The 15417-nt window shown below is 66.6% G+C and carries 8 protein-coding genes; 5 read left to right on the forward strand and 3 right to left on the reverse strand.

Annotation, left to right across the window (positions count from 1 at the left end; genetic code table 11):
- Nucleotides 1-146 precede the first annotated feature (146 nt).
- The 5 genes from WOC76_RS07830 to addA are packed head-to-tail and all read left to right on the forward strand — an operon-like array spanning nucleotide 147 to nucleotide 11416.
- Complete coding sequence (locus WOC76_RS07830) at nucleotides 147-2606, forward strand: PAS domain-containing sensor histidine kinase (RefSeq protein WP_341431359.1); 2460 nt, start codon at nucleotides 147-149, stop codon at nucleotides 2604-2606.
- Nucleotides 2603-4144 (forward strand): tRNA (adenosine(37)-N6)-threonylcarbamoyltransferase complex ATPase subunit type 1 TsaE, encoded by a 1542-nt coding sequence (tsaE, locus tag WOC76_RS07835; RefSeq protein ID WP_341107796.1) that lies wholly within the window; start codon nucleotides 2603-2605, stop codon nucleotides 4142-4144. Before WOC76_RS07830 ends, tsaE begins: the two co-directional genes overlap by 4 nt.
- A 28-nt stretch (nucleotides 4145-4172) precedes the next feature.
- Nucleotides 4173-4865: a nucleotidyltransferase family protein gene (locus WOC76_RS07840; RefSeq protein WP_341108820.1), complete on the forward strand. Its 693-nt coding sequence runs from the start codon at nucleotides 4173-4175 to the stop codon at nucleotides 4863-4865.
- 3 nt (nucleotides 4866-4868) lie between these two features.
- Nucleotides 4869-7976: a double-strand break repair protein AddB gene (addB, locus tag WOC76_RS07845; RefSeq protein ID WP_341107795.1), complete on the forward strand. Its 3108-nt coding sequence runs from the start codon at nucleotides 4869-4871 to the stop codon at nucleotides 7974-7976.
- Nucleotides 7973-11416: a double-strand break repair helicase AddA gene (gene addA, locus WOC76_RS07850; protein ID WP_341107794.1), complete on the forward strand. Its 3444-nt coding sequence runs from the start codon at nucleotides 7973-7975 to the stop codon at nucleotides 11414-11416. The genes addB and addA overlap by 4 nt, the downstream gene beginning before the upstream one ends.
- 1 nt (nucleotide 11417) lies before the next feature.
- Here addA and WOC76_RS07855 read toward each other — a convergent pair whose 3' ends face one another.
- The 3 genes from WOC76_RS07855 to pnp form a co-directional block, all read right to left on the reverse strand.
- Complete coding sequence (locus tag WOC76_RS07855) at nucleotides 11418-12491, reverse strand: AI-2E family transporter (protein ID WP_341107792.1); 1074 nt, start codon at nucleotides 12489-12491, stop codon at nucleotides 11418-11420.
- Nucleotides 12492-12550: 59 nt separating this feature from the next.
- A complete protein-coding gene (locus tag WOC76_RS07860; protein ID WP_341107791.1) occupies nucleotides 12551-13117 on the reverse strand; it encodes a hypothetical protein in 567 nt (188 codons plus the stop codon).
- Nucleotides 13118-13189: 72 nt separating this feature from the next.
- Nucleotides 13190-15346 carry a polyribonucleotide nucleotidyltransferase gene (gene pnp / locus WOC76_RS07865; RefSeq protein ID WP_341387896.1) on the reverse strand — a complete coding sequence of 719 codons (2157 nt, stop codon included), beginning with the start codon at nucleotides 15344-15346 and terminating at the stop codon, nucleotides 13190-13192.
- Nucleotides 15347-15417 lie beyond the last annotated feature (71 nt).

Raw genomic sequence — 15417 nt, forward strand, 5'->3', positions numbered from 1 at the left:
TCTCGAGCATCTCAACTCTCTCTGGGGCCAGGTTCTAGGATGACGCCCGAGCCGCACGGCGCGCGAAAGGAAACGTCTCGCTCATGATGCGATGCGGCAGACTGCATCCCCGCGTTGAGGCGGCGCCTCGGTCGCGGCGAGCGCGTATGCGCCTATCGGGCGGCGTGGCGGCGCTCTGCGGCGCGCTTTCGGCCGCCCCCGCGCTGGCGCAGTCGGCGGGGCTCGCCGCGTCGCTGCCGGCGGATTCCGATATCGTCGGCTTCGCCTTCAGCGGCGGGCTGGCGCTGTTTTCAGCCGTCGTCGCGCTGACCCATATCGGCGAGCGCAACCATTGGCGCCGCCGGGAGGCGCGGATGGCCGCAGAGCTAGAGGATCTCCGCGCCAGATTCGATCGCGCCCGCACCTTTCTCGCCAGCGAGCCTCAGGCCTTCGTCGTCTGGTCCTCTCCCGAGGGCGATCCCGATGTCAGCGCCTCGACGCTGCTCGCCGACGCCGACGGCGCGCCGCGCCGGCTTCTGGCCTTCGGGACATGGCTCGTCGCGAAAGACGCTCAGGCGCTCGACGCCGCCATCGACCGGCTGCGCAAGAACGGCGAGGCTTTTCGCCTGCCGCTCGCGGGCGTCGCCGGGCGTTTCTACGACGCCGAGGGGCGCGCCGTGGGGGGGAGCGCGGTGCTGCGCATTCGCGAGGTGACGGGCGACAGGCTGGAGCTGATCGGTCTGCGCGAACGTCATGCGCAGGCGCAACGCGCGCTCGAAGGGTTGCAGGCGCTGCTCGACGCGGCGCCGGCGCCCGTCTGGCTGCGGGACGAGAGCGGGAAGCTTTCCTTCGTCAACAAGGCCTATGTGGCGGCAGTGGAGGCGAAGGATCGGGAAGACGCTCTCTCGCGGGGCGTCGAGTTGCTCGACGGGTCGGCGCGGAGCGACGCGGCCAAGGCGCTCGCCAAGGGCTCTGTGTGGCGCGACCGCGTTCTGGCGGTCGTCGCGGGGGCGCGGCATGTGCTCGACGTGACCAAGACGACCGCGCCCCTGACGGCCGCGATCGCCATCGACCGCCACGAGGTCGAGACGGTGCGGGCGGAACTCGAACAGCAGATGCAGTCCTATGTGCGGACGCTCGATCAGCTGCCGACAGCAATTGCCCTTTTCGACCGCAAGAAGCGACTGATTTACAACAATGAGGCTTTCGCCCGGCTCTGGCAGCTGGATGCGAAATTCCTCGACCAGAAGCCGACGGACGGCGAGATCCTCGACCGGCTGCGCGCCGATGAGCGCGTGCCGGCAGAGCCCGATTACCGCGCCTGGAAGGAAAGATTGTTCGATGCCTATCGCGCGACCGAGCCGGTCCGCCACACCTGGCATTTGCCCGACGGCCGCATCATCGACGTGGTCGCGCAGCCCAATACGCAGGGCGGCGTCACCTATCTCTACGAAGACACGACGAAGGCCTATGATCTCGAGGCGCGCTTCAATGCGCTGAACCGCACGCAGAGCGAGACGCTCGAGACTCTGCGAGAGGGCGTGGCGGTATTCGCCGCGGATGGGCGGCTGAGCTTCTGCAATCCGGCCTTCATGACGCTCTGGCGGCTCGATCCGGAAGAACTGGAGAAAAAGCCGCGCTTCGAGGCGCTGGCGGCGCGCTGCCGGACCCTGCACGACAATGCGGAGACCTGGGCGGCGCTGAAGGGGTTCGTCACGAGCCTGAACGACATGCGCGAGGGGTTCACGCGTCGTATCGAAAGGAGCGACGGCGTGGTGCTCGACTGCACCGCGCAGTCGCTGCTCGACGGCGCCGCGCTGCTCACCTTCGTGGACGTGACGGCGGACGTGAATGTCGAGCGCGCGCTCACCGACCGCAACAAGGCGCTGCTCGCGGCCGAGAAGCTGCGCAACGACTTCATCCACCACATCAGCTACGAGCTGCGCTCGCCGCTCAACAACATCAACGGCTTCGTGCATCTTCTGGGCGAAGAGTCGACGGGGCCGCTCAACCCGCGCCAGCTCGAATATCTGGGCTATGTCAGCAAGTCGTCGGCGGCGCTGCTCGCGATCATCGACGACATTCTCGACCTCGCGACGATCGACGAAGACGCCATGGCGCTCGACGTCGCCAACGTGGATGTCGTCGCGACCATGCATGCGGCGATCGAGGGCGTGCAGGACAGAATTGCCGAAAACTCGATCGACATTCAGATCGTCGCCATGGACAATGTCGGCGTCTTCCGGGGCGACGCCAAGCGCGTGCGGCAGATTCTCTTCAATCTCCTGTCCAATGCGGTGGGCTTTTCCAGCCCCGGCCAGACGGTGACGCTCGCCGCCTTGCGGCGTGAGGGGGAGGTCGTCTTCAAGGTGACGGACCGCGGCCGCGGCATTCCGCCCGATGTATTGGCGCGCGTCTTCGACCGTTTCGAGTCGCATACGGCGGGATCGCGCCATCGCGGCGTCGGACTGGGCCTCTCCATCGTGCGGGCCTTCATGGAGTTGCACGGCGGCAAGGTGCTGATCGACTCCGCGCCCGGCGAAGGCACGACGGTGACTTGCGTGTTTCCCGCCTCCGAGGCCGGGGGAGAAGCGCGGCCCGCCGCCAGCGAGGGAGGCTCGGAGTGAGCGAGGAAAAGACGGCCAAGACCGTCTGGCGGATCGACATCGCCGAAGAGGCCGGCACGATTGCGCTTGCGCAAGACCTGGCGACGCTTCTGAAGAGCGGCGATACGCTGACGCTTGCTGGCGATCTCGGAGCGGGCAAGACGACCTTCGCGCGCGCCCTCATCCGCGCGCTTCTCGACGATCCTTCGATCGAGGCGCCGAGTCCGACCTTCACCTTGATGCAGATTTACGAGGGCGAGGCGATCCGTATCGTTCACGCCGATTTCTACCGCATCGATTCCGCTACGGAGCTTTCGGGGCTCGGCTGGGAGGAGGAAGTCGAAGACGCCATCGTTCTCGTCGAATGGGCCGAGCGTGCGCCCGAGGCGTTGCCGCATGACCGTCTCGACCTGCGCCTGAGTTTCACCGACGACGAAAATCCCGACGCCCGGCGCGTGACGATTTCGGGTTACGGCGCCTTTGCGGCCCGGCTGCATTCCTTCAAGGCGCTGCACGAACTCCTGCGCAGGGAGGGGTGGAGCGAGGCCACGCGGAGCTTCCTGATGGGCGACGCCTCGACGCGCGCCTATGAAACGCTGGAGAAGCCGGACGGCGCGCGCGCGATTCTCATGATCTCGCCCCCGCGTCCCGACGGGCCGCCCGTGCGCTATGGCAAGCCCTACAGCGCCATCGCGCGGCTCGCCGAGAATGTGAAGCCTTTCGTGGCCATCGCGAACGGCCTGCGCGAGCAGGGGCTTTCGGCGCCGCGGATCTATGGACAGGATCTCGACGCCGGCCTGCTGATCGTCGAGGATCTCGGGCGCGAGGGCGTCGTCGACGAGAACGGCCCGATTCCCGAGCGCTATCTCGAAGCCGCCGGCGCCCTTGCGCATCTTCATTCGCGAACGCTGCCGGATACGCTGCCCGTTGGCGACGCGGGGAATTATCACATCCCGCCCTATGACATGGATGCGCTGCTGATCGAGGCCGATCTGCTGATCGACTGGTATGTCGGCCATAAAAAGGGCAGCGTCGCTTCCGGCGCGCGGGCGATCTTCGCCAATCTGTGGCGCAGCGCGCTGATCGACGTTGTGAGCGCGCCGCCGACATGGACGCTGCGCGACTATCATTCGCCCAATCTGCTGTGGCTCAGCGAGCGCGAAGGCGTACGCCGCGTCGGCATCATTGATTTCCAGGACTGCGTCCTCGGCCATCCCGCATACGACATGGCCTCGCTCGGCCAGGATGCGCGCGTGACCGTGCCCGACGATCTCGAGCTCAAGCTCCTGGCCCATTACGCAAAGCTGCGGCGTGACGCGGACGAAAGCTTCGATATGGCGGCTTTCGCCAAGGCCTACATGATTCTCGCGGCGCAGCGCGCGACAAAGGTTCTCGGCATCTTTGCGCGGCTCAACCAGCGGGACGGAAAGCCTCAATATCTCGCCCACATGCCGCGCGTCGAATCCTATCTGCGTAAAAGCCTGAGACATCCGGCGCTGGCCGAGATAAAATCCTGGTATGACTCCAACCTCCCCGGATTGTTCCGCGACGACGGCTGAACGCGTCGCCACCATCCCGCGAACCGCGATGGTTTTCGCGGCGGGCCTCGGCACGCGCATGCGGCCGCTTACTGACAGCACGCCGAAGCCGCTCGTCACCGTCGCCGGCCGCACGCTGATTGATCGCGCGCTCGACGATTTCGCCCGCGCGGGCGTCGAGACCGCGATCGTCAATGTGCATCATCTCGCCGATCAGATCGAAGCGCATCTTGCTTCACGCGTAGCGCCGCGCGTCATCATTTCTGACGAACGCGCGCGGCTTCTCGATCAGGGCGGCGGCATCCGCAAGGTTCTGCCGCGTCTCGGCGGCGAGCCTTTCTTCATCTGCAACACGGACGCTTTCTGGCACGGCGCTCCGCGCTCCAATCTGATCGCGCTGGCGCAGGCGTGGAATCCGATGGAGATGGACGCCGCGCTGCTGCTCGCGCCGACACAGGGGAGCGTCGGCGTCGATTGGGACGGCGATTTCGATCTCGCGGCGGACGGCCACATCATCCGCCGGGCCGGGCCGAAGCCTTTCGTCTATGCCGGCGTCGGCCTCATCAAACCACAGCTCTTCGCCGCCGAAACGCAGGACGTGTTCAAGCTCGCGCCCTTCCTGTTCGAGGCGGCGGAAAAGGGGCGTCTCTTCGGCGTCGTCTCCAGCGGGCTCTGGCTGCATGTCGGCACGGTGGCGGCGATTGAAGACGCGGAGAGAGCAATCGCCGCAGCGGAGGCGTGAACAATGGGCGCGAAGCGCAATGTCTTCACCATCGCGCCCGGCGCGCCCTTCCTCGCAACTTTTGTCGACGCGCTCCTCGACGGCAGAATTGTTCCCGCGCTTTCCCGCGAGACGCCGCCGCTCGAAATGGCGCGCGCCACCATCTATGTGCCGACCCAACGCGCCGGCCGCGCCCTTGCGGCGGAGTTCGCGCGCGCCATCGGCAAGGGCGCCGGCTTCCTGCCGCGCATTCTTCCGCTCGGCGGATTGGAGGAGCAGGAAACCGCCACGGTTTTCAGCGGTTTTTCTGGCGATTTCGACGAGGCCGCGCGCCCGCAGATCGAGGAGCTCGAACGCCGCCTGCTTCTCGCTCAACTCGTTACGAAATGGTCCGAGTCCGTCGGCAAGGCCATTCTCTGCGCCGATGGGCGGGGCGGTTTGCAGCTGCACGAAAGCGAGTCCTTTTCCGTCGCCTCCTCTCCCGCCGGCGCCTATGCGCTTGCCGCCGAACTTGGCGCGCTCATCGATGAATTCATCATTGAAGGCGTCGCGCCTGCGAAGATCGCCGGGGCGATCGACGACAGCGCCTTCGACAAATATTGGGCCATCACGACGACCTTTCTCGGCATTGTCGTCGAGGCCTGGCCGCAAATGCTCGAAGAGATGGGCCGCGCCGACGCCGCCGCCCGGCGCAAGCTGCTGATCGAAGCGCAGATCCTGCGGCTTTCCGAGAGGACGGATAATGCGCCGGTCGTCGCAATCGGTTCGACGGGCGCGCAACCCACGACGGCGAAATTGTTGTCGGCCATCGCCGCGCTCGACACTGGCGCGGTCGTCCTGCCGGGTCTCGATCAGGAAATGGGCCCTGTTGCCTGGGCGCATGTCGGCGACAGCGAGGACGAGCCCGCCTTTACCCATCCCCAGACCGTCCTGAAGCGCCTGCTCGGCGTCATGCGGCTCGAGCGGGACGATGTGCGCGAGCTTGCCGCGCTGGAGCTGGCGCAAGCCGAAAGACGCCGGCTCGTGTCGCAGGCGATGACGCCGGCGGGCGCCACCGCGGCGTGGCGCGACTTCCGCGCATTAGAAGGCGCGGGCTTCGTCGCCGCGCTCGCGGGCGTGACGCTTCTGGAGGCGCCGGACGAGCAGATGGAGGCGCTTGCGCTGGCGCTCTTTCTGCGCGAGGCGCTGGAGACGCCCGGCCGCACCGCCGCGCTCGTGACGCCCGACCGAAATCTCGGGCGGCGCGTTGCGGCCGAGTTGCGGCGCTTCCAAATCGAGATCGACGACTCGGGCGGCGCCTCTCTCGCGTCGACCCCGGTCGGCGTGCTGGTGCGGCTGACGGCGGCGGTCGGCGCCAATGGCCTCGACGCCCGCGCGATCGCCGCCTTGCTGCATGATCCGCTCGTCCGCTTCGGGCGCAGCGCACAAGAGATCGCCGCGCTGGCGCCTCTCGTCGAAATCGGCGTGTTGCGCGCCACGCCGCCCGGCTCGAATGGCTATGCGTCCAACGTGGCGCGGGCGCGCGCGGCCGCTGCGGAGCCGCATGCCTATCCGGCGGCGCGGCGCATCACCGATGCTGAATGGAACGCAATCGAAACGCTGCTCGTCGATATGGAGCGGGCCTTCGCGCCGCTTCTCGCGCTATCCGGCAAGCATGAACTGAAAAGCTTTGCGCGCGCGCATCGCGCCGCTTTCGAGGAGATTGCGAAAGGCGCGGAGGAAAACGCCGATGAAGGCGCGCTGGCGCTGTTCGATGTTCTCGACAGGCTGTCGCGGGCCGAGGCGCCGGAGGGTTTCGACGCGCCGGGTTATGCGGCGCTTTTCGATCGCATCGCCTTCGAGACGACGCTGCGCGGCCCGCGCCGCGCTCATCCACGCCTCAAGATACTCGGCCCGCTCGAAGCGCGTCTGATGGACGCGGACCTCATGCTGCTCGCCGGGCTCGACGAGGGCGTCTGGCCGCCGCAAGCGGAAACGGGCGCCTTTCTCAACCGCTCCATGCGCGCGCAATTGGGCCTGCCGCCGCCCGAGCGCCGCATCGGACAGAGCGCGCATGATTTCGTCATGGCGCTCGGGGCGAAGGACGTCGTGCTGAGCCGCGCCGCCAAGCGCGATGGCTCGCCGACTGTCGCCTCGCGCTTTCTCACCCGGATCGAGGCGCTCGCGGGCGTCGAGGCGATGGGCGCCTGCCGGTCCCGCGGCGCGAGAATGCTCGCCATCGCCGCCGCGCTCGATCAGCCGGCGCCCGACGAACTCGTCTCGCTGCAACGCCCGGCGCCCGCGCCGCCGGTCGACATGCGGCCGAAGAGACTGAGCGTCACACGCATCGAGACGCTGCGCCGCGACCCTTACGCGATCTATGCCGAGCGCATTCTCGATTTGAAGCCACTCGCGCCGCTCGGCGCCGAGATCGGCACGCGAGAAATGGGAACCGCGATTCATGCGGCGCTGGAAGCTTTCGTGCGGCGGCATCCGGAAGGGCCGCTGCCCCCGCAGGCGCATGAGGACCTCATCTCGATTGCGAAAGATTTGCTGAAAGAATTTCTCGCCGAGCCCGCGTTCGAGAGCTTCACCTGGCCGCGCGTGCGGGCGGGTCTCGAACACGCCCTCGCGTTCGAGCGCGCACAGCGCGAGAAAGGCGGCGTCATCCATATGGAGAAATCCGGCGAATGGGTCGTCACGCTTGCCGATGGCGCGCTTTTTTCGCTTACAGCGAAAGCGGATCGCATCGAGGTGGACGCGCAGGGAGAAGCTTCGGTCTTCGATTACAAGACGGGCGATCCGCCCTCAAAGCCACAAGTCCTCGCGGGCTGGTCTCCGCAATTGACGCTGGAGGCCGCGATGATCGAAGCGGGCGCCTTTCCGGAGATCGGCGCGCGTCCCGTGGCCGGCGCCGCCTATGTCGGCCTCAAGAATGGGGGCAAGACGCAGCAGCTCAGCTGGAAGGAGATTTCGTTCTCGGACGTCGTCGCCAAGCATAGCGGCGAACTCGTGCGAATGCTGTCGCAATATCGCGATCCGGCGACGCCCTATCCCTCACGCCCCTATGTCGCCTTTGTGAGACATGAGGGCGATTACGATCATCTGGCGCGCGTGAAGGAATGGGCACGCGGCGGCGGAGACGACGCATGAGCGACCGCCCCTATCTCTCGCTGACGATCCAGAAGCAGCACAGGGCCTCGAACCCGCATGCCTCGGCCTGGGTTTCCGCCCATGCGGGATCGGGCAAGACCTATGTGCTGACGCAACGCGTGCTGCGCCTTCTGCTCGAAGGCGTGCGTCCGTCGCAAATCCTCTGCCTTACCTTCACCAAGGCGGCGGCGGCCAATATGTCGGCGCGCATTTTCGATCGGCTCGCTCGATGGGCTGTGCTGGACGACGTGGAACTCGCTGAGGAGATAAGCGCCACGGGCGCGCCCGCTCCCTCGCCGCGCCAGCTCGATTTTGCCCGCAGCCTGTTTGCGCGCGCCGTTGAGACGCCTGGCGGTCTCAAGATTCAGACGATCCACGCCTTCTGCGAAAGGCTTCTGCATATCTTTCCCTTCGAGGCCAATGCGCCGGCGGGTTTCTCCGTGCTCGACGACGCCGCGCGCGCCGAATTGCTGCAAACGGCCAAGCGACGCGCGATCGACAAGGCGAAAAGCGGCAAGGGACCGCTGCACGAGGCGCTCGAACGCGTCGCCTCGGAGACAACGGAAAAGGGCTTCGACGAGCTCTGCGCCGCGCTCCTTGAGAAACGCGATGCGCTCGCGCAGGCGCAGGCGCGAGAGAGCTACGAGAAGCGCCTGCGGGCGCAGCTTGGCCTCAAGGCAGGCGAAACGCGCGCGCGCATCGAAGCGGCGATCATCGAGGGATACGAAACATGGCCGCAGCTTGCGGACCGATTGCGCCTCGGCTCGACCAATGACAAGAAACTCGCGGCAAACGTCGCGCGCGCCATCGCGCTCGCGCCGCACCCCGATTGCATCGAGAGCTACCTCGCTGTCTTCTTCACCGAAAAAGGCGAGCCGCGCGGCGGAGAAGGGCGCAACATCGTCACGAGGGGCCTGCAAGATAAAGCGCCCGGCCTCCTCGAAGAGATGCAGGACGAGCAGGATCGTCTTGCCGCGCTCGTCGAGAAGCGAAAGGCCGCCGTGGCCGCCGAGCGGTCGCTCGCGCTCGCGCAATTGGGCGAGACCATTGTCGGCGAATATGAACAGGCCAAGCGTTATCGAAACGCGCTCGATTACGACGATCTGATCGAGGGCGCCCACCGCCTGCTCAATCGTTCTGAACCTTCCTGGGTGCTTTACAAGCTCGACTCGCAGATCGATCACATCCTGCTCGACGAGGCGCAGGATACGAGCGCGCGGCAGTGGGAAATCCTCGCCGCCATTGCCCGCGAGTTTTGCGCTGGCGTCGGCGCGCGCGCCGCATGGCGTAGCTTCTTCGCCGTGGGCGACGACAAGCAGTCGATCTTCTCCTTCCAGGGCGCCGCGCCCGAGAAGTTCGACGCCATGCGGCGGAGCTTCGCGAGCCGGTTCACGGCCGCCGCCCTGCAATTCGAGTATGTGCAGCTCACGCAATCCTTCCGCTCGGCGCCGGGCGTGCTCGCGGCCGTGGACAGCGTGTTCAACTTCCCCGGGAATGGCGAGGGGCTCGCCTGCGATCCCGATCCGGACCGGCCGCCGCTCCTGCACGAATCGACGAAGACCGATCTCCACGCCGTCGTCGAAGTCTGGGAGCCGATCCGCCCCATCGACAAGGAAGAGCCGGAAGACTGGCGGCTGCCGCTCGATTACGCGAAGGCGACCGATCCCGGCGAGCGGCTCGCGCGCAAGATCACGGCGAAAATCAAAACCCTGCTGGCGCCGGGCGGCGGCGATTATGTCGAAGACCGGTCCGGTCCGCGCCCCGTCGAGCCGGGCGACATTCTCATCGTGGTGCGCAAACGCGGCGCCTTTTTCGAGGCGCTGATCCGCGCGCTGAAGGCCGAGGATGTGCCTGTCGCCGGCGCCGACCGGCTCGATCTCGGCACGCATATCGCCGTCAACGATCTCGTGGCGCTCGGCCGCGCGGCCTTGCTCGCCGATGACGATCTGACGCTCGCGACCGTGTTGAAATCGCCACTCGTCGGCCTCGACGACGACGATCTGATCGCGCTCGCGCCAAAGCGGCGCGGCGCGCTCTTCGACGCGCTCCTGCGCTCGCCGGAGCCGCGTCATCGCGGGGCGGCGGAAAAAATAACGATGTGGCGGCGCGAGGCGACGCGGCTCGCGCCTTATGAGTTCTACAGCCTCGTTCTCGGCCCCGGCGGCGGGCGGCGCCGGCTCGTGGCGCGGCTCGGGCCGGAGGCCAATGACGCGATCGACGAATTCCTGCGGCTGGCGATGAATTTCGAACGTGAGGAAGCGCCGGCGCTGGTCAATTTTTTGGGGCGGATCGAGGGGCTCGATCTCTCGATCAAGAGAGACATGGAGGCCGCCGGCGCCGCCGTGCGCGTGATGACCGCCCATGCCGCCAAGGGGCTGGAGGCGAAGATCGTCTTTTTGCCGGACACCTGCGGCGCGCCGGCCGGCAAGCATGATCCGAAGCTCTTTACGCTCGGCGCGGGGGACGACGCGTCGCTCGCCTGGTCCTGCGGCAAGGACAGCGATCCGGAAGCGATCTCGCAGGCGCGCGCCGATCATCGCGCCGCGGAGGCGGCCGAATATCGGCGCCTGCTCTACGTCGCCATGACGCGCGCGGAGGAGCGGCTCTATATCGCGGGCTATCATGGCAAGAACCCGCCGGCCGAGGGCTGCTGGCACAATATGATCGTGGCGGCCCTCGAGCAGGAGGGCTGCGAAAAGCTTTCCGACGCCGACGGCTATGTTTTGCGACGTGGCTCTCCGCCGCCGCGTCACGATCTCGCGCGCGTGCAAAGCGCGTCGTGGGCGACGGCGATACCGGACTTTGCGCGCACGCCGGCGCCGAGCGAGGCGTCTCCCGCGCCGCCCTTGCGGCCGTCGAGCGTGCTCGCCGGCGCCGACGCGCTGGCGGCGCTGGAGAGCGGCGCGCCGAACAGCCGCGACGCGGCGCGCGTCCTCGTCGGGCACCTCACCCATGCGCTGCTGCAATATCTGCCCGCCTGCCCGGCGGAGCGGCGGCAGGAGGCCGCGCGGCGGTTTTTGACGTTGCGCGGCGCCGGTCTCGATGACGAGGCCTGCCGAAACATCGTCGCGGCCGCGACGCAGGCCATCGAAAGCCCGCGCCTCGCCGCGCTGTTCGGGCAAGGGTCCATCGCCGAGGTCGACGTCTATGCGGCTCTGGATGGAGGGCTGCATGTGTCGGGACGGATCGACCGCCTGGCGGAGACCGAGGACAGCGTGCTCATCGCCGATTTCAAGACCGGGCGGCCGCGCGAGACGCCGGACTCCGCGCAGCTCCGCCAGCTCGCGCTCTACCGCGCGGCGCTGCGGCCGCTCTATCCCGGCAAGAGTCTGCGGTGCTTCATCGTCTTTACGCAGAACGCCGATGTCGTTGAGGCGACCGACGCCGCGCTCGATGACGCCTACTCGCACATCCTCGCCAGCGAGGGCGGCGCGAGCTGAATCATTCCGGGCGAAGCTCGGGGTCGGCGCGGCGTCTCCAGAATTCGAGCATGAGCGTCGTCATGGTGAAGGCGATGGGGCCCAGGATGAGCCCGGAGGGTCCAAAGAGCTGAAGCCCGCCGAGCATGGCGATGAAGGCGGGCGCCGTGTGCAGACGCAAGCTTTCGCCGATCAGCAGCGGACGCACGATATTGTCGGCCGTCGAAATGACCACGCTGCCCCAGAGGCCGAGCGTCACGGCGTCCGCCCAGCGGTCTTCGAGCGCGAGGTAGATCGTCGCAGGGATCCAGATCACGAAGGAGCCGAGCACCGGGATGATGGAAATAACTGTCATGATGACGGCCCAGAGCGCGGGCGAGGGAAAGCCGAGCCACCAGAACATGAAGCCGCCGAGCGCGCCCTGTAGCGCGGCCACGGCCAGCGTGCCGAAGATCGTGGCGTAGATCGTATCGCGCACGCGCACGATGAGCCTGCCGGTTTCGAGATTGGAGAAGGGCGAGAGCCGCACCAGCGAATCGAGCGCCGAATTGCGGTCGCGCAGGAAGAAAAAGAGCATGTAAAAGGCCAGAACGATGGTGATGGCTTGTCCTGTGGACTGCTTCAACAGCGACGCCCCGAGATTGGTGAGGAACTCGCCGACTCGCGCGGCGATCGTCGGCGCATCCACGCGGTCGCCCAACCATCTGAGCCATGGATGCGCGGCGAGGAAGTCGCCCCATTTGCCCGCCGAGATGGCGTTCCGGATGTAATCGACGCCGGTCAGCGCCTCCTGGAGCAGTCGCTGGAAGATGAAGAGCAGAGGCGCGACAATGATCAGCGCGACGACGGCGACGGAGGCGCCTGCCGCGCTGTTTGGACCGAGTGCGGTTTCAAACCAGCGATGCGGGCGGATGAACACCACCGCCAGCACCAGCGCCCATGTCAGGCTCGCGAGATAGGGCCAGACGATGAGCGTCGTGATGACGACAAAGATGAACGTGAATCCGAGGCGCGCCAGAAGGAAGATGTCGATCGGCTCGCCGGGCGTGAAGACCTCGCCTGCCGGCGTGTCCTCCTTGTTCCGTGTTTCCGTCATTTCGCGCCCGTGTCTTCGCCGAAATTAGATAAGGCGCCAGCGGCGCGGGCAAGTCTTTTTTAGAAGGCGCATTCCTTCGGCAAATCGCCGTCCGACCAGTCAGTGAGCTTCTTTACCGGAAACTTCACGTCGATCGGCTTGCCGTCTTTCTTGCCCTTGCCGGTGAGGAAGTTGAGGTCGCAGCTGTGGGCCGAATTGGGCTCGAGGGAATCATAGGCGTCGCGCGTGAGGCCGGCGACGACGAAGTCCTTGTTGCGATAGACGACCGTCAGCGATTGCGTCCATTTATCGCGGCCGACGCCTGTGTTCTCGGATTTTATGAGGAGGGAACCCTTGGCGTTGGTTTCGAGCGAGGGGCGGGAGCCCCATATGCCGCCGCTCCAGGCGGCCGCCTTCTTGACCAGCGCGGGCTTGGGCGGCTTTGCCGGATCAGCGGAAGGGTCGAGCGCCAGATAGATGTAGAGGTCGGCGCCGGAATCGCCGTTGTCGACCAGCACGGCGCGATCCGTGTCGCCGTTGTTCTGCGCCGAGAAGGTCTCGGCGTCGAGGACGCGGGAATAATCCGGGTCCGCCTGTGCGGCCGGAGCCGCGGCGAGCGCGGCGACAAGAATGGCTCTGCGGAACATGGCCTTCCCCAAAAAAAGAGCCGCCCGGTGCGCCGGACGGCTCGCGTCTTTCTTCGCGATGGGCGCGGTCTGTTACTCGGCGTCGGCCGCGTTGGCGGCCTCGCGCTCGGCCTTCTCCTTGGCCTCGAGGTCTTCGCCCGTGGCCTGATCGACGGCGCGCATCGAGAGGCGAACCTTGCCGCGATCGTCGAAGCCCAGGAGCTTCACCTTCACGCGGTCGCCTTCCTTCACCACGTCGGTCGTCTTGGCCACGCGCTGCTTCGAGAGCTGCGAAATGTGGACGAGGCCGTCCTTGGCGCCGAAGAAGTTGACGAAGGCGCCGAAGTCGGCGGTCTTCACCACGGTGCCCTCGTAGATCATGCCGACTTCCGGATCGGACGCGATCGACTTGATCCAGTTGATCGCCGCCTTGATCGAATTGGCGTCAGAGGAGGCGACCTTCACCGTGCCGTCGTCCTCGATGTTGATCTTGGCGCCGGTCTTCTCGACGATCTCGCGGATCACCTTGCCGCCCGAGCCGATCACGTCGCGGATCTTGTCGGTGGGGATTTTCATCGTCTCGATGCGCGGCGCGAATTCGCCGAGCTCGGCGCGCGAGCTGGTGATGGCCTTCGCCATCTCGCCGAGAATGTGCAGGCGGCCGTCCTTCGCCTGGGCAAGGGCGACGCGCATGATTTCCTCGGTGATGCCGGCGATCTTGATGTCCATCTGCAGCGAGGTCACGCCATTTGACGTGCCCGCCACCTTGAAGTCCATATCGCCGAGGTGATCCTCGTCGCCGAGAATGTCGGAGAGAACCGCGAAGCGCTCGCCTTCGAGGATGAGGCCCATGGCGATGCCGGCGGTCGGCGCCTTGATCGGCACGCCCGCGTCCATCAGCGCCAGCGAGGCGCCGCAGACCGTGGCCATGGACGACGAACCGTTCGATTCGGTGATCTCGGAGACGACGCGCAGCGTGTAGGGGAATTCCGCGGCGGCCGGCAGCATCGGACGGATGGCGCGCCAGGCGAGCTTGCCGTGGCCGATCTCGCGGCGGCCGGGCGAGCCCATGCGGCCCGTCTCGCCCACGGAATAGGGCGGGAAGTTATAATGGAGCAGGAACCGCTCCTTGTAGGTGCCCTCGAGCGAATCGACGAATTGCTCGTCTTCCCCCGTGCCGAGCGTCGCGACGACGAGCGCCTGCGTCTCGCCGCGGGTGAAGAGCGCCGAACCATGGGCGCGCGGCAGGACGCCGACCTCGGAAATGATCGGACGCACCGTCTTCACGTCGCGGCCGTCGATGCGCACGCCCGTGTCGAGGATGTTCCAGCGCACGACCTTGGCCTGAAGCTCCTTGAACGCTTCGGCGACCTGCTCCTTGGTGTAGGGCGGCTCCGAACCTTCCGGAAAAAGCTCGGCGATCGCCTTCGCCTTCACGGCGTCGACGGCGGCGTAGCGATCCTGCTTGATGGTGATCTTGTACGCCTCGCGCAGCCCGGCTTCGGCGTGCTTGGCGATGGCCGCCGAAAGCTCCGAGGTGTCGGGCAGGATCAGCTCGCGCGGGTCCTTGGCGGCGCGTTCGGCCAGGCGGATGATGGCGTCGATCACCGGCTGGAAGCCGCGATGGCCCGTCATCACCGCCTCGAGCATCGTTTCTTCGGAAAGCTCCTTGGCCTCCGACTCCACCATCAGCACGGCGTCATGGGTGCCGGCGACGACGAGGTCGAGGTCGGAGAGCTTCATCTCCTCAATGGTCGGATTGAGCTTGAGCTGACCATTAACGAGGCCGACGCGCGCGCCGCCGATCGGACCCATGAAGGGAACGCCGGAGAGCGTCAGCGCGGCAGAGGCCGCGACCATCGCGAGGATGTCCGGGTCGTTCTCGAGGTCATGCGACAGCACGGTGACGATGACCTGCGTGTCGCAGCGGTAGCCGTCGGGGAAGAGCGGGCGAATCGGACGGTCGATCAGGCGGGAGACGAGCGTCTCGCGCTCCGAAGGCCGGCCTTCGCGTTTGAAATAGCCGCCCGGAATGCGGCCGGCCGCGAAGGCCTTTTCCTGATAATTGACGGTGAGGGGGAAGAAGTCCTGCCCCGGCTTGGGGGCCTTGGCGGAGACGACGGTGGCGAGAACGGTCGTCTCGCCCCAGGAGGCCATCACGGCGCCGTCGGCCTGGCGGGCGACTTTTCCGGTCTCGAGGACGAGCTTGCGCCCGGCCCAGTCGAGTTCTTCGCGGTGTACTTCGAACATGCTTGGTCTTTCTCTCGATGAACCAGCCGGTTCGTCATGAGCAAGACGGCGAGAGGCTGCGGAATCGTCGA

The organism is Methylocystis sp. IM3, from assembly GCF_038070105.1.
GTDB lineage: Bacteria > Pseudomonadota > Alphaproteobacteria > Rhizobiales > Beijerinckiaceae > Methylocystis.